Here is a 19,337-nt window from a genome sequence, read left to right on the forward strand (position 1 = left end):
TTAAAACGTTTGAAGCGCTTAAAATCTTCTATAAATTTTTGAATAACTCCTATCTAATTTTCTCGCAAAAGCCTTTATCTTTGCAGCCTAAAATTTTATTATGATCCAAGTTACTTTGCCAGATGGCAGCGTAAAAGAATTTGAAAGCGGGGCAACACCTTTTGATGTTGCAAACAGCATAAGTGCCGGCTTGGCGCGAAATGTTATTTCAGCTAAATACAATAACAAAACGATTGAGACCACCACCCCACTTACCGAGGATGGTGCACTTGTTTTGTTTACTTGGAATGATGATGAAGGAAAAAAAGCTTTTTGGCATTCTTCGGCGCATATTTTAGCGCAAGCTTTAGAAGAATTGTATCCGGGAGTAAAACTTACCATTGGTCCCGCAATTGACAAAGGATTCTACTACGACGTAGATCTTGGTGAAAAATCCCTCAGCGAGAACGACTTTAAACAGATTGAAGATAAAATGCTTGAGATCGCTCGCGGAAAACACGAGTTTTCTATGCGCAGTGTTTCTAAAGCAGATGCGCTGGCAATGTATCAAAAGCAAGACAATCCGTATAAGGTAGAATTGATCGAAAATTTAGAAGACGGCTCGATCACTTTCTGCGATCACGATACCTTTACAGATCTATGTCGCGGTGGTCACTTGCCCAATACCGGTTTTGTAAAAGCGGTTAAATTGATGAGCGTTGCCGGAGCGTACTGGAGAGGCGATGAAAACAAGCCGCAACTTACTCGAGTTTATGGTATCTCATTTCCGAAGCAAAAAGATTTAAAAGAATATTTAGAATTACTTGAGGAAGCAAAAAAACGCGATCACAGAAAACTAGGTAAAGAGCTTCAGCTTTTTACTTTTTCGCAGAAAGTAGGACAAGGACTGCCATTATGGCTGCCTAAAGGTGCCGCTTTGCGTGAGCGTCTTGAAAATTTCTTAAAGGCTGCTCAGAAAAAAGCAGGTTATGAGATGGTGGTTTCTCCTCATATAGGTCAAAAAGAACTTTATGTGACTTCTGGGCATTATGCAAAATATGGAGAAGACAGCTTTCAGCCTATTACGACACCGGCAGAAGGTGAAGAGTTCTTATTGAAGCCTATGAACTGTCCGCATCACTGTGAGATCTATAATGCGATGCAGTGGAGTTATCGTGATCTCCCTAAGCGTTATGCTGAATTTGGTACAGTATACAGATATGAACAAAGCGGTGAATTGCACGGACTTACACGTGTACGTGGGTTTACGCAAGATGATGCGCATATTTTCTGTACTCCAGATCAGCTGGACGATGAGTTCATGAAAGTAATTGACCTTGTACTTTATGTATTTGGCTCACTAGGTTTTGAAAACTTTACCGCTCAGGTTTCTTTAAGAGACCCCGAGAATAAGGAGAAATATATAGGTACTGATGAGAACTGGGCAAAAGCCGAAAATGCGATCATCAATGCCGCTAAAGCTAAAGGTTTAAATTATGTCGTAGAGACCGGCGAAGCTGCGTTTTACGGGCCTAAGTTAGACTTTATGGTAAAAGATGCGTTAGGCCGTAGCTGGCAGTTAGGAACCATTCAGGTGGATTACAATCTTCCTGAACGTTTTGAACTTACCTACAAAGGCAGTGATAATGAAGAACACCGCCCGGTGATGATTCACAGAGCACCCTTTGGAAGTTTAGAGCGTTTTGTTGCTATTTTGCTTGAGCACACCGGCGGAAATTTCCCACTTTGGTTGATGCCAGAACAGGCTACCGTGTTAACACTCAGTGAAAACTATGAGGATTACGCACAAAAAGTATTAACTTTGCTCGAAAATCATGGTGTACGTGCCACGATAGATGATCGTGGAGAAACTATGGGAAGGAAGATTCGCGAAGCAGAAATGCAGAAAATGCCTTTCATGTTAATAATTGGCGAGAAAGAAGCCAATGATGGTACGGTTTCTGTACGTAAACATGGTGGAGAAGATTTAGGAACGATGACAGTTGCAAAATTTGCTGAACTGATTGATGCTGAAATCTCCAAGACATTGAAAAAATTTGAAGTTTAATTAAAATTATATAGCCATAGCAATACGTAGAAAAAGATCAAGAGGACCCGCAAGAGTCCAAAAGCAAGACCAACACAATATCAACCAAAAAATTCGTGCACGTGAGGTGCGCCTTGTGGGCGATAATGTAGAGATGGATATCTATCCTACCAGCAAAGCACTGGAAATCGCTCAAGAACTGGAATTGGATTTAGTGGAGATTTCTCCTAATGCCAATCCACCGGTTTGTAAGGTAATGGACTATAAAAAGTTTGTTTACGAGCAAAAGAAGCGTGAAAAAGCGATTAAAGCTAAAGCTTCTAAAGTGGTCGTAAAGGAAATTAGATTTGGTCCTAACACAGACGATCACGACTACGAGTTTAAAAAGAAACACGCATTGAAGTTCTTAGAAGAAGGAGCTAAATTAAAAGCGTATGTATTCTTTAAAGGGCGTTCAATCATCTATAAAGATCAAGGTCAGATTTTATTGCTTCGTTTAGCACAAGATCTTGAAGAATATGGTAAAGTTGAACAAATGCCAAAATTGGAGGGTAAACGTATGATTATGTTTATGGCTCCTAAGAAAAGTAAATAAAGGTCATTAGACTTTTTAAAATATAAATCCCGACCTTCTTAGAAAGGCCGGGATTGTTTTGATTAAAAAAAATCACAACAAACAGTAATAAGCGGAATAATTAAATAAACTAGGAATTATGCCTAAAATGAAAACAAAAGGCAGTGCTAAAAAGCGTTTTAAGCTTACAGGTACTGGTAAAATCAAAAGAAAGCACGCGTTTAAGAGTCACATCTTGACTAAAAAGTCTAAGAAACGTAAGCTAGCGTTAACTCACGACACTTTGGTACACAAAGCTGACGAGAATAACGTGAAAATTATGTTACGTCTTAAATAAGCACGTAACCGGTTAAATTATTTTATAAACCCTGGAGTTGGGCAAAACGAAAAAATCAGAGTTTTAAAAGTGGTGCTTGTCACCCGCCTGCTACAAAAACAATTAAATTATGCCAAGATCAGTAAATTCAGTTGCTTCTAGAGCCCGAAGAAAAAAGGTAATGAAGCAAGCCAAAGGTTACTTTGGAAGACGTAAAAACGTCTACACAGTTGCTAAAAATGCGGTGGAAAAGGCTATGCTTTATGCATACCGTGACCGTCGTCAAAAGAAAAGAAATTTCCGTACGTTATGGATCACTCGTATTAACGCGGGTGCTCGTATGCACGGAATGTCTTATTCTCAGTTTATGGGTAAAGTTAAAGCTGCAAACATCGAACTTAATCGTAAGGTACTTGCAGATTTAGCAATGAATCACCCAGAAGCTTTTGAAGCAATCGTAAATAAAGTAAAATAAGGCTATAACGCCTAATTAAACAATACTTCCGCTTAGAAATGAAAAGCCCGATCAAATTGATCGGGCTTTTTTATTGATGTTATTTTATAACAATCTCCACTAAATTACATCCAGTTAAAGATGATTTCCTTTTCCATATCAGGATGTAAACTATTTAATACGGGACACGTTCTTGCTGTATTTTCTAGAATTTTTCGGTTTTTATCATCAGCCACTCCTTTTAAATTAATCTTCACTTCTATTCTAGCGATTCTTCGAGGCTCTGCTTTCATTATTTTAGTCACTTCAGCAGTAGAACCGTCTATATGCACATCTTCCATCTGAGTAGCCTTAATACCCATTACCGTAAGCATACAGCTTGCTAAAGCAGTCGCTACAGTATCGGTAGGAGAAAAAGCTTCTCCTTTTCCATTATTATCTGTTGGAGCATCGGTGATAAACGTGTTACCAGATTTAACGTGTTCACATTCGGTACGTAAATTCCCCAGATATACTACTTTACTTGTCATACTTTTAGTTTTTAAGGTAAGACGAGGATCCTTGTTCAGAAGGAATTTCAACAACAATTTCCTCTAAATTTTCTCCATATTTTAAAATATAAGCTGCGGTATTGAAATAACCCGCCGAAACCGGATCCTGCACATACTTAAATTTATTCTCAACGTATTGTGTAATATAACCCGCATCTGCAGCATCATAAAGACTTTCTGCAGCCGCAAGACGCAAAATAGTATCAAAAGTAAGATCGTAACCGCGCACCGCATAACTATTGGGAACATATCCGTATTTATCTGCATAAGCTTGAACAAAACCTGCGTGATTTTCGGTATAGCTACGCGCTACAGAAGGGAAATGAAAATTAAGACGCATTAAGGTAATGTTTGAAATATCATCACTCTGATATGCTGAACCTTTGTCTGTAGTCAATAAAGTGATCTTTTTACTTGCCGCTTGCGTACTCAGGCTTGTAGTTACACTACTGATTAGCGCAATATCATTACTTTCTAAAATCACCCAGTTATCTATAGTTTCTGAAAGTTTAGAGGTAAGATTACTCGCTCTAAGATAATAGCCGCTATCTGAAGACTCCGGAAAAACCACTTTAGCGCTTGGATATAAATCTAAAAGTTTCGCCTTAATACCTGTGTTTTTAGAATCTGCAATAACAATTATATTTTTTCCTTTTCCTTCCTGCTTAATGTAACGCAGCATTTGCTCTCTCAAAATCTCATCATCAGGACGCGATTGAAACATATTAGAGCGCATACTTACATTAGGAACGATTGGAGAAACCACCGGTATGGCACGATCTCTTAATAACTGACTTGCTTTTTCGACATTCGACGTAAGCAACGGACCAATAACAGCATTCATTTTATTAAAATCTCCATTATTGATGAGTTGCTCAATTTTACGATCATTGCCCGCTTTACCATCTCCTCTCGAATATTGCGTATCAAACACATATAAATTCGAAGAAATACCCAAAGCTTTTGCTGAATCAATAGCCATTAATGCTCCACTATAAAAGTCAAGGGCAATATTCATTACCCGATCATTTTTGAGTACTTTTTTTCGAACATCACCTGTATCTACAACTGTTTTACCAAGATTAAAAGGCAACATCACGGCGATATTCTTGGTTGATCTGTTAGTTAAATTATCCGCTAAACGTGTAGCCTCGCCGGTAACGTCAAGAGCAGTATTACTAAGTTTTTCCTTCGGAAGCTTTAAAATCATTCCGCTTTTAAGTCCGTCGTTTAAAGAAGGATTTAAAGCGATCAATTCATCTTCGGTCATATCCCAGCGTTGGGTAAGTCGAAAAAAGTTTTCTTTGGGTTTAACCTCATAAAAACCATACTTACTCTCTTCAAGCACCGCATCTTTAGCATATGATTTATCCGGAACATTTAAAATAGTTCCTATTTGCAAGCCCTCTTTAATTTCCGGGTTCATTTGCTCCAATTCAGCAATGGTAATACCGTACATAGAAGCAAGACCGTATTTAGTCTCTTTAGATTTTACAATATGCTTTCTGTTGGTCACCGCTGGTTTAGTAGAATCGTCTTCTGCTACAGCTTCACTAGTATTAGGAATTTTTACCGTTTCGCCTCTTCTCAACTCTGCGCTGTAAAGATGCTTGTTATAACGTTTGATCTCTGACTCAGCCACATCATAATTTTTAGACAGCTTATACAATGTCTCGCCTTTAGCCACCGTGTGTAGTATAAACTTTCCGTCTGCAGAAATTTCTGATCCGCCCGGTGCTGACTCGCCTCCCGGTAAAATCAAGACCAGACCAGGATACAATTTGCTTTTAGCTTCAGGATTCAGTCTATAAATTTCATAAACCGTAACGTTGTATTTGTTGGCAATACTAGAAACTGTTTCGCCTTCCCGTACTTGATGACTTGCATATTTTTGCTGCCCAATACTCGAGCAACTGAACACTACAAAGATGACTACGAAAAGAATTGATATGTTTTTCATTGTGTTTATTTTTTACACCAATACCTCATAAAATTATGAGGTATTGCCATATAAATGAGTTTTAAACGCTGTTAAATCTTCTATTCCCACTCAATCGTGGCGGGTGGTTTAGAACTGATGTCATAGACTACTCTATTAACGCCTTTAACCTTATTTATTATATCATTTGAAACTTTTTGAAGAAAATTATAAGGCAGATTTACCCAATCTGCGGTCATCCCATCTGTACTTTCTACCGCACGCAAGGCAACACATTTTTCATAAGTACGCTCGTCTCCCATAACACCAACAGAATCCACAGGCAGCAACATAGCACCGGCTTGCCACACCTGATCATATAATCCCCAATCACGTAATCCGTTTATGAATATAGCATCAACCTCTTGAAGAATACGTACTTTCTCTGGTGTTATATCTCCAAGAATCCTAATGGCAAGGCCAGGTCCAGGGAATGGATGCCTTCCTAATAAAGTAGGGTTCATATCCATACTTGCACCCACTCGGCGAACTTCATCTTTAAAAAGCATTCGCAAAGGCTCCACCACTTTAAGCTTCATAAAATCTGGTAGACCGCCTACATTATGATGCGACTTTATTGTTGCCGAAGGCCCTCCGGTAGCCGAAACAGACTCGATCACATCAGGGTAGATCGTACCCTGAGCCAGCCATTTTGCATCCTCAACCATATGCGCTTCATCATCAAAAACTTCAATGAATACACGACCGATGGTTTTACGCTTCTCTTCAGGATCGCTCTTACCTGCTAATGCACTTAAAAAACGATCAGAAGCATCAACGCCTTTTACATTCAACCCCATGCCTTCATATTGTTGCAATACGTCATGGAATTCATTCTTTCTAAGCAGTCCGTTATTTACAAAAATACAGTGCAGGTTTTTGCCAATCGCTTTGTGCAAAAGCATTGCTGCAACTGAACTATCTACTCCGCCAGACAAGCCTAAGATCACTTTATCTGAACCTACCTTTTTCTTTAATTGCGCTACAGTGCTTTCAACAAAGCTATCGGGAGTCCAGGTTTGTTCAACCTTAGCAATATTAATCAAGAAATTCTCTAAAATCTTCTTACCGTCTGTAGAGTGGTATACTTCTGGGTGAAATTGAATTGCGTAGGTCTCTTCTCCTCCTATTCTGTAAGCCGCGTTTTCCACATCGTGCGTACTTGCAAGTTTCACCGAACCTTCAGGCAAAGCTTTAATCGTATCACTGTGGCTCATCCAAACTTGGCTTCCTACTTCTACACCTTCAAAAAACGCTTCATCCTCTTTAATCATAGAAAGATTAGCTCTACCGTATTCTCTGGTATTGGACTGCCCCACTTCACCACCGTGAAAATGCGCCAAATATTGCGCTCCATAGCATACCCCTAGCAAAGGCTTTTTCCCTCTAATTTGAGATAAATCAGGGTGCGGAGCATCTTCTGCTCTAACTGATGATGGAGAGCCTGATAAAATCACAGCTTTATAGCTGCTTAAATCTTCAGGTAAATTGTTGAATGGTTTGATCTCGCAGAAGATATTGAGTTCCCGTATACGTCTGGCGATTAACTGGGTATACTGCGATCCGAAATCTAGAATGAGTACGTTATTTTGCATAAACAAAAATAGCATTTCTATCTATTTTCAAAACATCAAAACCTAAGGTTCTTTTGCACAATTTAGTCAACAATCTTCCGGCTATATTAGCTACTTGAAATTCAATTTTTTAGCATAATCTCAATTTCTTTTTGTAGATAGACTATCAAAGCTATTCTATCGATAAATAACTTTTGCACTGTCTTTTTAAACGGTTAAATCTTACAGAAAATCATCTTATCATTATTATATTATCACTATTTAACGTTTTTTAAGAATTTAAACGTATTAGTTCTTCAGTTATCTTGGAAAAATAGAATTATTGCTTAAAAATATAATTAAAAACAATATTATCTTATTTAATCTTTATATTTGAAGAAATTAGATGTTCCCTAAACCTAATCTAAAATGTCAGTATCAAAACAACTTAAATCCCTCAGGGAAGGTGCTTCGCTTTCACAAAAGAAAGTAGCCGAAGAACTCGGTATCACTCAGGGCGCCTATTCTTTAATTGAAAACGGTCAGAATTCAATCACGACCGAACACTTGCTCACGCTTAGTAAATTGTACAGCGTTCCTACAGATCGCATTTTAAAAGGTTCTCATAATTCTATTATGATGAACTCAACTAATGGATTTGTACCATTAATTAATGTGGAAGCTCGAGCAGGTTTTATTGAAAACCGTGATAATGAACAATGGATGTCAACCTTAGACATGTTTAAACTGCCGGGCTACGAACCTTCAAAAGGTCAAAAACTTTTTGAAGTTGAAGGTGACAGTATGATGCCTACCCTAATGCACGGTGATATTCTTATTACACAACATACAGATGATCTAAACGAAATTTTAGACGGTTCTGTAGCGGTAATTGTAACTGCAAAATCGGTTTTAACCAAACGTATAAAAAAAGATTTACCTAACGATGCCATAATATTGATAAGCGATAACAGCAAGTACGAAAGTGTGAGCTATGACCTTAAAAATATTCTTGAAATATTAGTGGTTAGAGGTAAAATCACAAGCTCGTTAAATGTTGTGGATATGGATGCGAATAAACGTGTGCAGCATTTAGAAAGTCAGGTTGACAAGCTTCAAAGTGATATGAGCAAGCTTATTGAAAAAATCAATAAATTAGTTTAAGCGTTACTAAACTATAACCAATAAAAAAACCGGCAATTAGCCGGTTTTTTTATTTTAAGATAATCACAGAATTAATCACGTGTCACACGACCTACCGGAAAAGATGCTGTGTTTATTTGCATTGTATTCGTTACACTAGATCCTGCTTCCTGTGTCACAGTACCTACAAGAGGACGCAATACAAATGGACTGATGGAAGAAGAGCTGCTGGTGTTGTCAAAAATAGGCTGAATAGTGATAAATACTTGCTTTCCTACTAGGTTAGGCAATGTATTTACTCCGTATGCGCTCAACACATTTTCATTAATGAAATCCTCACCCGGAAAATCGGGTGCAGGGTTTATGTTCAAACTGAAAGGATCTGATTCATCAGCATTGTTCACGTTAGTAAACCTTCCTGTAGAAAGATCCACGTCACCACTAGCCCCCGGAACGGTTACCCAACCTTCGTATTTCCATCCTGCCGGTAAAGTAGGTAATTTTAACCCCGGTTGTCCTGTTGCAGGTACATACCAATAAAGTCCGCTGTTTTCATTAGTGCTCACATTATCTGTAGGCGTTTGAAGCACAAACTGACCAGACGCGCTGGTATACGAACCAAAATTTTGAGAAACGTCAACCGTAGCTGCATTCCCAACAAATTCTCCACTCAGCAAAATAGACTGACTAATTTCTGCACTGGAATCATTGCCCGGTTCTACGCTTAACAAAAATTGCGTAGCACCTTCAACATCTCCGGTAAGTGCTTCAAAACTTTTAGGGAAATTTACATCAGTAAATCTACCTAGTGAGATCACTTCGGCACCATTAGAGATCCAAGCCTGGTATTCAGCACCATTTTCTAAGCGCTCAAGACCAGAAATATCAATAGTCACCGTAGATCTTGCTACGGTGTCATCACCTGAGCACGAAGCGAATATCGCCAAAACTGCAAGTAGTAAAAGGTTTATTTTTTTCATAAGAATTTTTTTATAGTTTAAGTTGTTTCTGAAATGTAAAACGATGTTCTGTTTAAAAAATTTCATTTGCTTCAGACAATCATTTCCGCAAATAAAGGGAACAAAAAAACCAAACCACAAAATTGTGGTTTGGTTTAATACTATTTTAATATAATCTATTAAGCGTTTTGCTTTTTGATAAGATTTAAAGCAGAACCTTCACGATACCAAGCGATTTGCGCATCATTATAAGTATGATTTGCTTTAATCGTGTCTTTGCTTCCGTCAGCGTGTGTTACCTCGATTGTTAACGGCTTGTCTGGAGCAAATTCTTCGATATCTAAGAAGCTGAATGTATCATCTTCCTGAATCAGATCATAGTCATTTTCGTTAGCAAAAGTCAATCCTAACATTCCTTGTTTCTTAAGGTTTGTTTCGTGAATACGTGCAAAAGATTTAACCAATACTGCAGCTACACCAAGATGACGTGGCTCCATTGCAGCGTGCTCACGAGAAGAACCTTCACCATAGTTATGATCTCCAACAACAATGGTTTTGATTCCTTTAGCTTTGTACTCACGTTGTGTATCTGGCACACCGCCATACTCGCCTGTCAATTGACTTTTTACAAAGTTAGTCTTCTTATTGTATGCATTTACAGCACCAATCAGACAGTTATTTGAAATATTATCAAGATGTCCACGGTAACGTAACCAAGGTCCCGCCATAGAAATGTGGTCTGTCGTACATTTTCCGAAGGCTTTGATAAGAAGTTTTACTTCTTTTAACTCTGAGTCCTTAATAGGAACAAATGGAGTTAGCAACTGTAAACGCTCGCTGTCTGTAGCAACTTTTACTTCAACTTTACTTCCGTCTTCGGTAGGTGCTAAATACCCGTTTTCTTCAACAGCAAAACCTTTAGTAGGCAATTCTAAACCTACAGGTACGTCTAATTTCACTTCTTCTCCATCTTCGTTGATCAGTGTATCATTTAATGGATCAAAATCTAAACGTCCTGAAATAGCAATAGCTGCAACCATTTCTGGAGAACCTACAAATGCGTGCGTATTTGGGTTACCATCGGCACGTTTTGAGAAGTTTCGGTTGAAAGAGTGCACAATAGTGTTTTTCTCTTCCCCTTTACGATCACTACGATCCCACTGACCAATACAAGGTCCGCAGGCATTTGTAAAAATAGTCGCTCCTAAATTCTCAAAAACCTCTAACAAACCGTCACGCTCTGCAGTGTAACGAATTTGCTCTGATCCCGGGTTGATACCAAAATCACTCTTAGGTTTTAATTTCTTGTCAATCGCTTGCTGCGCGATAGAAGCTGCTCTTGATAAATCTTCATAAGAAGAGTTTGTACAAGAACCTATCAGACCCCAATCAACTTTAATTGGCCAGTCATTTTTAGCTGCCTTTTCTCCTAGTTCTCCTACCGGAGTAGCTAAATCTGGAGTAAAAGGACCATTAAGGTGTGGGCGTAATTCTGAAAGGTTAATTTCAATTACTTCATCAAAATACTGCTCAGGATTAGCATATACCTCGTCGTCACCTGTTAAATATTCTTTGATCTCATTTGCTGCGTCAGCAACATCTGCACGATCTGTAGCACGTAAGAAACGCTCCATAGATTCATCATAACCAAATGTAGACGTGGTTGCACCAATTTCTGCACCCATATTACAAATGGTTCCTTTACCAGTTGCTGAAAGGTTTTTAGCACCCGGGCCAAAATATTCAACAATAGCGCCAGTACCACCTTTTACAGTTAGAATACCTGCCACTTTAAGAATAACATCTTTAGAAGCAGTCCAACCGTTTAGTTCACCTGTTAATTTAACTCCAATTAATTTTGGAAATTTAAGTTCCCACGGCATTCCGGCCATTACATCGACAGCATCAGCACCACCTACACCAATAGCAACCATACCAAGACCTCCGGCATTTACCGTATGACTATCAGTACCAATCATCATTCCTCCAGGAAATGCATAATTTTCTAAAACTACTTGGTGAATAATACCTGCACCCGGCTTCCAGAAACCAATTCCGTATTTATTAGAAACGGACTCTAAGAAATCAAAAACTTCGTTGCTCGTTTCATTAGCACGTTTTAAATCCTTCTGAGCACCTTGCTTTGCTTGAATTAAGTGATCACAATGCACAGTGGTAGGCACGGCAACCTCTTTTTTTCCTGCTTGCATAAACTGCAAAAGCGCCATCTGAGCTGTAGCATCCTGACAAGCGATACGATCTGGAGCAAAATCTACGTAATCTTTACCACGTACAAATGCCTTATCAGTTTTACCATCCCAAAGGTGAGAGTATAATATTTTTTCTGCCAGTGTTAAAGGCTTACCGGTAATTTCTCGAGCGGCGTCAACACGCTCTGCCACCATACTGTAAACCGATTTGATCATATCGATATCAAATGCCATATCTAAATTTTAGTTAATTGAAATTGTAAATTAATTGCGCTTGAAAGCGGCGCTAAAATTACGAAAAAGCGAAGAATTTAGGAAGCCGACATATAGATTAAGGCAATGCTTGTAAATGCTAAACTTATTGCAATTTACCTCAAGAATATATCGATTTCGTTGCTTAATTATGATTATTAGGTAGTTAGAAGTCAAATGTTAATAAAAAAAGACCTCAGGCAATTATTTAGAGTCTTTCTATATTACTCTAGAGCAGGCTTTTTATGATTTTTTTAAGGGTTAAGCCTTCGGCCTCAGCCTTATAGTTCTTCAATAAACGGTGCCCTAAAATACCTTGAGCTACGGCTTTTACATCTTCGATATCAGGAGAATATTTCCCTTGGATCGCAGCGTGCGTTTTTGCAGCAAGAATTAAGTTCTGCGAAGCTCTAGGACCTGCCCCCCAATCAATATAATCTTTTACGATCTGAGGTGCACTTGTTGAATCAGGGCGTGTTTTACCCACTAATGCAACCGCATATTCAACAACATTATCTGCAACAGGAATTCGTCTTATGAGCTGCTGATAATTTACAATATCAGCTGCAGTGAACAGAGGCTTTACCGACACTTGAATATCTGCCGTAGTCGCTTTGACGATAGCTACCTCTTCTTCATAGCTGGGATAAACAAGATTAATCGCAAACATAAAACGATCTAACTGAGCTTCCGGCAAGGGATAGGTTCCCTCCTGCTCAATAGGGTTTTGCGTCGCTAAGACGAAGTAGGGTTTATCTAAAGGATATTGTTTACCGGCTACAGTAACCGCTTTTTCTTGCATCGCTTCTAAAAGCGCAGCCTGTGTTTTAGGCGGTGTACGGTTGATTTCATCTGCAAGAACAATATTAGCAAAAACAGGTCCTTTAAGGAATTTAAAATTGCGGGATTCGTCAAGAATTTCTGCACCTACAATATCGCTAGGCATCAAATCTGGCGTAAACTGAATTCGTTTAAAATCTAAACCTAAGGCTTGCGCAATCGTGTTGACCATTAATGTCTTAGCCAACCCCGGAACACCTATTAACAGCGCGTGACCGCCACTAAAAATTGAAATGACGATTTGATCTACAACCTCGTGCTGACCAATGATTACGCGACCTATTTCTTTTTTTAAATCTTGATAACGGGTGACCAGCGCATCAATTGCCTTAGCGTCTGACATAGTTTATTGTTTTATCCAGTTGCTACTATAATCGCAAGTTCTATAATCTCCGTTTAATTTAATATAGGTTTCCGCTATTTTTTCATTCTTCCATTTTTCAATGGCTTTGATACGTTTAGCTTGTAAAGCGAAGTTTTTAATTTTTACGTAATCAATCGCAAAATCTGCTTCGTGTTCTTCAATACGATCAGAAACGGTATAAATCTCATAACGTGTTTTTCCCGTACGCGTAGGATTATTAAAAGCTATTGAAACTTCTCCCTCTTTTAGATTTTGAACCTTAGGATATAATTCTGGCGGAAGGTTTTTAAGCTCAAACATACGGTCTTGTGTCACAGGATTGATCATAATCCCGCCGTCGCTAGCCGTTTCTTTTTCATCTGAAAATTCACGTGCAGCTTCCGCGAAAGTGATCTCGCCATCTTCAATGCGTTTTCTAATTTTTTCGATTTCGTCTTTTGCAGCGTTTTCTGCAGCAGCAGTCACTTTAGGGATTCTTAAAATATGACGAAGATCAATTTTTTGACCACGTATTTTTTCCACCTTTATAATATGATAACCAAATTCAGTCTCAAAAGGCTTACTTACTTCACCCTCCTGTAAACTAAAGGCCACATCTCTAAATTCTTTAACAAACTGTGATTTGCGATCTACATCTCTAATTAGACCACCGTCACCACGGGTTGATTCATCCTCAGACCACAACACCGCTTTGGTAGCAAAGCTGCTTCCGTTCTCAAGAATATCTGTTCTGTATCCGTTAAGCTGATCAATTACTTTCTGCTTCTCCTCCTGAGGTACATCTGGAATGATCTGAATTTTTGAAACTTCAAGCTCCACACCAAATTGTGGCAGCCCATCTTCTTCTAATTCTTTGTAATACGATCTGATCTCTTCTGGAGTTACCTCTATCTCTTCAACAATATTTTGCTGCATGGCTTTAGCCAATTCCTGATTGCGGTTAAGTTCCAAAAGCTCCTTTTTAAGATCGCTCATTTTTTCTTTACGGTAGAACTTCAATACTTTCTCCTCAGAGCCTAACTGATTGATAAAATAATCTATCTGCTGTTGGGTATACGAGCGCACTTGCTCTTCGTTGATCATCACACTATCAATCACTGCGTGATGCGCATAAAGCTTATCTTCCATCAGTTTATCCATCACGCTACACGTAGATAGATCTTGACCTTCTACTTTTTGCTGTTTGAGTGATTCGATTGCTTGCTGAATGTCGCTTTCTAGAATTACATATTCTCCAACCACAGCTGCCACACCATCTACTTTAAACGTGGTTCCTGATGTAAGCGGTTTATCCTCATTTTTAGCAGTATCGCCAGCGGCGTCTGTATCAATGATTTCTTGTGCGGTCAAGCCTGACCACATACTACACAAAAGAAAGAGCGCAAAAGCTTTAGTTATACAGTTCAAATTGTTTGTTTTTAATTGCATCCTTAGTAATATCCTTTTCTAATTGTTTTATCAAATCTAGTTTTCTTCGGTTAAGAAGAATTTGCTTCACCGTTGGCAACACATATTCTAATGGCGCGTCATCATTGCGATCAAGGCGATCATTAACTGCGATCAAATATAATCCTAATGAATCACGCAGTTGTAAAAATTCGGTTTTATTTAGTAGCTGGTCACTGTTTTCAACATTTACCGGAGGAATTTTAGCAATAACCTTATCTAGACTTATCCAGGTACTGTCATTTAAATATTGTGCTCTAAACTGAACCGAAATAGAGTCTAAAAAACGCTTGTCTTTAGCATTAAAGCGCGTAAAACGCTTTTTTATTTCATCTTCATTATAATCATTCTCTCCCATCTCAATGTACCGCAGTTTGAGTAGGGATTCATTCAGCTTAAAATTCTCTTTATTTTCAGTATAAAATTGTGAAGCCTCAGCATCTGTAATACTGCTGTCCAAGCTACGCGTAACCAAAGCGTCTTTGTAGGCCTGCGAAAACAAATCTAGTTTATACTGTTCTACCAGATTGTTCAATCGGTCTTGCTCGTCTAGCGTGATGTTGCGCTGTGCATTATCTACGAGTAATCGCTTAGTCGCCCAGCGATTGATGTAACCATTCACTAAGGTGATGCTGTCTTCCGGAGACATTTCTGCAGTGATCAACTTCTCTATATCTTCCTTATACAAATAAGCATTACCCACTCGCGCAACAGGAACACCGGCAGGTACTTTTGACCCCAAAAGATCACAAGAAACCACAAGGCCGGCAAAAAGCACGAGTATACTAAAACGCATTATAAATCTAGACATATCACTTAAACCAACTCAAAAGTCTCTCTCAAAGACTACAACTTGAGACCTCTGTTGCAAATGTTTTACAGAATTGCAAAATTAAGAATTCTCATGCAGAACTGATTATTTCATAAATCACTGAAAGCCTACAAGATAGATCTCAAACTTATTCTTAAGCCATCTAAAAACGAATTAATCTACTCTAAATCTGAAGAATTGAAAAAGCTTATGGGTAATTTTGCTCCGGTCATCGTACGCAATGACCTTTAATTTTGGCACACCTATTGACTCTATTTTATGGAACAAAGAATAAAACTGATATGGGATTTTAGAGGTCCTGATGCTTTTAAAATCGCAGAACACCACGTCATTCATTTAGATGAGTATAAGACTGCGCACGACCTGAAGGTTAATGAAACAGGCGTTGAGCAGAAATCTGAATTATACGCTATCGCGTATTTTATAGTTTCTAAAGCACAAATGCCTGCCGTGCGCGATGCTTTAAAACCACATCGTGGGGAATTTTGTGATTAAAGCTTGCGCTTAAAGTTTTGCTTTGAGGCTAAGGTGTTAAAAAATACTTTGATAGCATTCAAGCTTTTATATCTTTGCGCGTAATTTTTTTAAAAATTAACTGTATTACAAACAATCGCCTAGCACAAACAGGCAAAATTCAATTTAAAATGAAAAAAATTTTCTTACCCCTAGTAGCTTGTTTTATCAGCTTTTCTGCGCTGGCTCAAACAAAAGTTGGAACCATCGACAGCGATTTAGTGATCTCAAGCCTTGATGAAGTAGCACAAGTACAAAAAGACTTAGAGGCTTATAATGCTGAATTAGAAAAACAGTTTAAAGATTTAGTGACTAAATATCAAACCGCTGTAACCGCTTATCAGGATGCTGAGGCAACAGCTTCAGAGGAAGACAAGCAAACTAAACAAGAAGAAATCGTTGGTATGGAACAAGATATTCAGCGTTTTAGACAAAATTCTCAAGGGTTGATCTCAATCAGACAAAATGAATTGATGCAGCCTTTATACCAAAAAGTAGGTCAAGCACTCAATCAAGTTGCACAAGAGCAAAACTACTCTCAGGTGTTAACGCTTAATGCCGGCGTAGCTTACTTTGACCCTGCTCACGATTTAACACAAGCCGTAGCAGATAAGCTAGGAGTTACTTTAAAAGTACAAGGTCAACAAGACCAAACTGCCTTGCCTACTCAGAATTAATACGGCAATCTATCACATAAAAAAAGGGAGCAAATTGCTCCCTTTTTTTATGCTTCATCCTAGCTAGTATAGCTTGAGGTTTATCTGCTATAATTTGGTGATTCTTTAGTAATGGTCACATCGTGCGGATGACTCTCGTGAATACCACTTGACGTGATTTTTACAAAACGTCCATTTTCTTTTAAAGCTTCAACATCTTTGGCTCCGCAATATCCCATTCCGGCTCTTAGACCACCTATAAATTGATGCACGCTTTCATAAAGTTCGCCTTTATAAGGAACACGGCCTACAATTCCTTCCGGTACCAATTTCTTAATATCATCTTCAACATCTTGAAAATAACGATCTTTTGAACCTGTTTTCATAGCTTCTACAGAACCCATTCCGCGATAGGTTTTATATTTTCTACCTTCATAAATGATGGTTTCTCCCGGAGACTCCTTAGTACCCGCAAGCAAAGAACCAAGCATTACACAGTCTGCACCGGCAGCGATCGCTTTAGGAATATCTCCTGTATAGCGAATTCCTCCATCTGCGATTACCGGTATCCCGGTACCTTTTAGAGCTGCTGCTACTTCTAAAACCGCGCTAAATTGAGGAAAACCAACACCTGCCACAACACGTGTTGTACAGATAGAACCGGGTCCTATACCTACCTTAACCGCATCGGCACCTGCTTCCACTAGATATTTAGCAGCTGCGGCAGTAGCGATATTTCCTACTACAACATCAAGTGCAGGAAACTTTTCTTTTACACTTTGCAAAACACGAACCACACCTTGCGTATGTCCGTGTGCTGTATCGATCACCACAGCATCCACTCCGGCATTTACAAGTGCCTCAACACGCTCAACAGCATCAGCAGTAACACCTACAGCAGCGGCAACGCGCAATCTTCCGTAGGTATCTTTATTAGCAATAGGTTTTTGTGTAAGTTTTGTAATATCTCTAAAGGTTATTAGACCTATAAGCTTGTTATCTTTTGTAACAACCGGAAGTTTTTCGATCTTATTTTCCTGCAAGATCACTTCGGCCTCCGCTAACGAAGTCCCTTCAGAAGTAGTAATAAGATTTTCTGAAGTCATTACCTCAACAATAGCACGCTCGTTGTCTTTCTCAAAGCGCAAATCTCTATTTGTTACGATTCCTTCAAGGTGACCTTCAGAATCCACAATAGGAATCCCGCCAATGCTATGCTCTGCCATCAGACGCTTAGCATCTTTAACTTTAGCTTCTTTATTAAGCGTTACCGGATCAATGATCATCCCGCTTTCGGCACGTTTTACACGACGCACTTTAACAGCTTGCTGCTCAATAGTCATATTTTTATGCAACACCCCAATACCACCTTCACGAGCAATAGCGATCGCCATACTTGATTCGGTCACGGTATCCATCGCTGCAGAAACGATTGGCACATTAAGCGTGATGTTTTTAGAAAATTTTGACTGAATATTTACTTCTCTTGGAAGCACCTCAGAATAAGCAGGAACTAAGAGTACGTCATCGTAAGTAAGACCTTCTCCCAGTATTTTTGTTTCGTGAGCTGTCATTGCAATTAGGATTTAATTGCGTGCAAATATACTGCTAAAATCTCAAACTTTGGTGTAAAATGAATTTTAATAAAAGGCTATGCCTAATTTAACCTAATGATAATTATGAAAGATCTTAGAAGCCTCGTTGTGTGCCGACTCAAAACTCATTGGTCTGATTCCAGAATCTACTTTAACTGAATTGAAATAGGAAAGCATTTTTTCTGTAGGCATATTACCGGTAAGTTCGTCTTTTGCCATTGGGCACCCACCAAATCCCTGAATCGCACCGTCAAAGCGCCTGCACCCCGCTTTATACGCCGCGTTGACCTTCTCAAACCACTGATTTGGCGTGGTATGTAAATGCGCACCAAACTCGATTTGAGGATACGCCGGAATCAATTCGCTAAATAAATAATCAATCGTTTGAGCATCAGAAGATCCTACAGTATCCGAAAGTGAAATAATGCGCACTCCCATTGCTGCTAATTTTTCGGTCCAGGCTCCTACAATATCCACGTCCCAAGGATCACCATACGGATTACCAAAACCCATACTTAAATACGTAACTACTTCTTTATTGTGTTTAGTTGCGGTCTCTAAAATATCAGAAAGAACCACTACCGATTCTTCGATAGTTTTATGCGTATTACGCATTTGAAAAATTTCGGAGATACTAAAAGGATAGCCTAAGTACGCTATTTGGTCAAATTGCACAGCATCTTGAGCGCCTCTTAGGTTCGCCACGATGGCGAGCAATTTTGTTGCTGTTGCACTCAAATCTAATCGGTCTAAAACCTGAGCCGTATCTGCCATTTGTGGAATCGCCTTCGGACTCACAAAACTGCCAAAATCAAGGGTATCAAAGCCACAGCGCAGCAGCGATTGCAAGTATTGCGCTTTTGCTTCAGTAGGAATAAATTGCTTTATACCCTGCATAGCATCTCTGGGACATTCTATTATTTTAACCGGTTTTGACATTAAGCTCTTTTAAAGAATTTAAAGATACACAAACTGCTTGAAGCGCAAATTTTCATAAGAGATTTTAGTTCTTATTAAGGTCATAAACATCCGGTTAATACGCATTTGGTTTAGGATTTCCTTGCTCATTTCCGCT

Annotated in this window: 17 protein-coding genes; 7 read left to right on the plus strand and 10 right to left on the minus strand. The window is 38.9% G+C overall.

Annotated features, from left to right (window positions below; all coding sequences use genetic code 11):
- Positions 1-100 precede the first annotated feature (100 nt).
- The 4 genes from thrS to rplT all read left to right on the plus strand — a co-directional run bounded on the left by thrS (position 101) and on the right by rplT (position 3,391).
- Complete coding sequence (thrS, locus tag HCN54_RS07690; RefSeq protein ID WP_167597239.1) at positions 101-2,047, plus strand: threonine--tRNA ligase; 1,947 nt, start codon at positions 101-103, stop codon at positions 2,045-2,047.
- A 22-nt stretch (positions 2,048-2,069) separates the two neighbouring features.
- Positions 2,070-2,621 carry a translation initiation factor IF-3 gene (gene infC, locus HCN54_RS07695; protein ID WP_072979225.1) on the plus strand — a complete coding sequence of 184 codons (552 nt, stop codon included), beginning with the start codon at positions 2,070-2,072 and terminating at the stop codon, positions 2,619-2,621.
- Positions 2,622-2,739: 118 nt separating this feature from the next.
- Complete coding sequence (rpmI, locus tag HCN54_RS07700; RefSeq protein ID WP_009780460.1) at positions 2,740-2,937, plus strand: 50S ribosomal protein L35; 198 nt, start codon at positions 2,740-2,742, stop codon at positions 2,935-2,937.
- Between the two features lie 109 nt (positions 2,938-3,046).
- Positions 3,047-3,391 carry a 50S ribosomal protein L20 gene (gene rplT, locus HCN54_RS07705; protein WP_009780461.1) on the plus strand — a complete coding sequence of 115 codons (345 nt, stop codon included), beginning with the start codon at positions 3,047-3,049 and terminating at the stop codon, positions 3,389-3,391.
- A 104-nt stretch (positions 3,392-3,495) separates the two neighbouring features.
- Here the strand turns inward: rplT and HCN54_RS07710 are convergent, their stop codons facing one another.
- From HCN54_RS07710 to guaA, 3 genes are all read right to left on the minus strand, one after another.
- Positions 3,496-3,900, minus strand: coding sequence for an OsmC family protein (locus tag HCN54_RS07710; RefSeq protein ID WP_167597240.1), 405 nt, complete (start codon positions 3,898-3,900; stop codon positions 3,496-3,498).
- Between the two features lie 4 nt (positions 3,901-3,904).
- A complete protein-coding gene (locus HCN54_RS07715; RefSeq protein ID WP_167597241.1) occupies positions 3,905-5,881 on the minus strand; it encodes a LysM peptidoglycan-binding domain-containing protein in 1,977 nt (658 codons plus the stop codon).
- An 80-nt stretch (positions 5,882-5,961) separates the two neighbouring features.
- Entirely contained in the window at positions 5,962-7,494 is a 1,533-nt protein-coding gene (guaA, locus tag HCN54_RS07720) for a glutamine-hydrolyzing GMP synthase (protein ID WP_167597242.1), read from the minus strand.
- Positions 7,495-7,881: 387 nt separating this feature from the next.
- Here guaA and HCN54_RS07725 point away from each other — a divergent pair, with 387 nt between their 5' ends.
- Positions 7,882-8,616, plus strand: coding sequence for an XRE family transcriptional regulator (locus HCN54_RS07725; RefSeq protein WP_167597243.1), 735 nt, complete (start codon positions 7,882-7,884; stop codon positions 8,614-8,616).
- Between the two features lie 71 nt (positions 8,617-8,687).
- Here the strand turns inward: HCN54_RS07725 and HCN54_RS07730 are convergent, their stop codons facing one another.
- From HCN54_RS07730 to HCN54_RS07750, 5 genes are all read right to left on the minus strand, one after another.
- Entirely contained in the window at positions 8,688-9,575 is an 888-nt protein-coding gene (locus HCN54_RS07730) for a hypothetical protein (protein ID WP_167597244.1), read from the minus strand.
- Between the two features lie 158 nt (positions 9,576-9,733).
- Positions 9,734-11,998 (minus strand): aconitate hydratase, encoded by a 2,265-nt coding sequence (locus HCN54_RS07735; RefSeq protein ID WP_167597245.1) that lies wholly within the window; start codon positions 11,996-11,998, stop codon positions 9,734-9,736.
- Positions 11,999-12,245: 247 nt separating this feature from the next.
- Positions 12,246-13,199, minus strand: coding sequence for an AAA family ATPase (locus HCN54_RS07740; RefSeq protein WP_167597246.1), 954 nt, complete (start codon positions 13,197-13,199; stop codon positions 12,246-12,248).
- A 3-nt stretch (positions 13,200-13,202) separates the two neighbouring features.
- Positions 13,203-14,627, minus strand: coding sequence for a peptidylprolyl isomerase (locus HCN54_RS07745; protein ID WP_240924961.1), 1,425 nt, complete (start codon positions 14,625-14,627; stop codon positions 13,203-13,205).
- Complete coding sequence (locus HCN54_RS07750; protein WP_240924962.1) at positions 14,611-15,477, minus strand: peptidyl-prolyl cis-trans isomerase; 867 nt, start codon at positions 15,475-15,477, stop codon at positions 14,611-14,613. The genes HCN54_RS07745 and HCN54_RS07750 overlap by 17 nt, the downstream gene beginning before the upstream one ends.
- A gap of 279 nt (positions 15,478-15,756) precedes the next feature.
- Between HCN54_RS07750 and HCN54_RS07755 the strand changes: the two genes are divergently transcribed.
- Positions 15,757-15,993: a hypothetical protein gene (locus tag HCN54_RS07755; RefSeq protein WP_167597248.1), complete on the plus strand. Its 237-nt coding sequence runs from the start codon at positions 15,757-15,759 to the stop codon at positions 15,991-15,993.
- Positions 15,994-16,142: 149 nt separating this feature from the next.
- Complete coding sequence (locus HCN54_RS07760; protein ID WP_167597249.1) at positions 16,143-16,688, plus strand: OmpH family outer membrane protein; 546 nt, start codon at positions 16,143-16,145, stop codon at positions 16,686-16,688.
- Positions 16,689-16,768: 80 nt separating this feature from the next.
- Here HCN54_RS07760 and guaB read toward each other — a convergent pair whose 3' ends face one another.
- Positions 16,769-18,241: an IMP dehydrogenase gene (guaB, locus tag HCN54_RS07765; RefSeq protein WP_167597250.1), complete on the minus strand. Its 1,473-nt coding sequence runs from the start codon at positions 18,239-18,241 to the stop codon at positions 16,769-16,771.
- A 93-nt stretch (positions 18,242-18,334) separates the two neighbouring features.
- On the minus strand, positions 18,335-19,201 hold the full coding sequence (locus tag HCN54_RS07770) for a hydroxymethylglutaryl-CoA lyase (RefSeq protein WP_167597251.1): 867 nt from the start codon (positions 19,199-19,201) through the stop codon (positions 18,335-18,337).
- Between the last annotated feature and the right edge of the window lie 136 nt (positions 19,202-19,337).

The organism is Leeuwenhoekiella sp. ZYFB001, from assembly GCF_011784865.1.
GTDB lineage: Bacteria > Bacteroidota > Bacteroidia > Flavobacteriales > Flavobacteriaceae > Leeuwenhoekiella > Leeuwenhoekiella palythoae.

Bases quoted from the DNA above. Each gene is read 5' to 3' on its own strand.
- guaB (WP_167597250.1), bottom strand. From the start codon at position 18,241: ATGACAGCTCACGAAACAAAAATACTGGGAGAAGGTCTTACTTACGAT.
- guaA (WP_167597242.1), bottom strand. From the start codon at position 7,494: ATGCAAAATAACGTACTCATTCTAGATTTCGGATCGCAGTATACCCAG.
- HCN54_RS07750 (WP_240924962.1), bottom strand. From the start codon at position 15,477: ATGTCTAGATTTATAATGCGTTTTAGTATACTCGTGCTTTTTGCCGGC.
- thrS (WP_167597239.1), top strand. From the start codon at position 101: ATGATCCAAGTTACTTTGCCAGATGGCAGCGTAAAAGAATTTGAAAGC.
- HCN54_RS07725 (WP_167597243.1), top strand. From the start codon at position 7,882: ATGTCAGTATCAAAACAACTTAAATCCCTCAGGGAAGGTGCTTCGCTT.
- rpmI (WP_009780460.1), top strand. From the start codon at position 2,740: ATGCCTAAAATGAAAACAAAAGGCAGTGCTAAAAAGCGTTTTAAGCTT.
- HCN54_RS07730 (WP_167597244.1), bottom strand. From the start codon at position 9,575: ATGAAAAAAATAAACCTTTTACTACTTGCAGTTTTGGCGATATTCGCT.
- rplT (WP_009780461.1), top strand. From the start codon at position 3,047: ATGCCAAGATCAGTAAATTCAGTTGCTTCTAGAGCCCGAAGAAAAAAG.
- HCN54_RS07740 (WP_167597246.1), bottom strand. From the start codon at position 13,199: ATGTCAGACGCTAAGGCAATTGATGCGCTGGTCACCCGTTATCAAGAT.
- HCN54_RS07735 (WP_167597245.1), bottom strand. From the start codon at position 11,998: ATGGCATTTGATATCGATATGATCAAATCGGTTTACAGTATGGTGGCA.
- HCN54_RS07715 (WP_167597241.1), bottom strand. From the start codon at position 5,881: ATGAAAAACATATCAATTCTTTTCGTAGTCATCTTTGTAGTGTTCAGT.
- HCN54_RS07755 (WP_167597248.1), top strand. From the start codon at position 15,757: ATGGAACAAAGAATAAAACTGATATGGGATTTTAGAGGTCCTGATGCT.
- HCN54_RS07770 (WP_167597251.1), bottom strand. From the start codon at position 19,201: ATGTCAAAACCGGTTAAAATAATAGAATGTCCCAGAGATGCTATGCAG.
- HCN54_RS07760 (WP_167597249.1), top strand. From the start codon at position 16,143: ATGAAAAAAATTTTCTTACCCCTAGTAGCTTGTTTTATCAGCTTTTCT.
- HCN54_RS07710 (WP_167597240.1), bottom strand. From the start codon at position 3,900: ATGACAAGTAAAGTAGTATATCTGGGGAATTTACGTACCGAATGTGAA.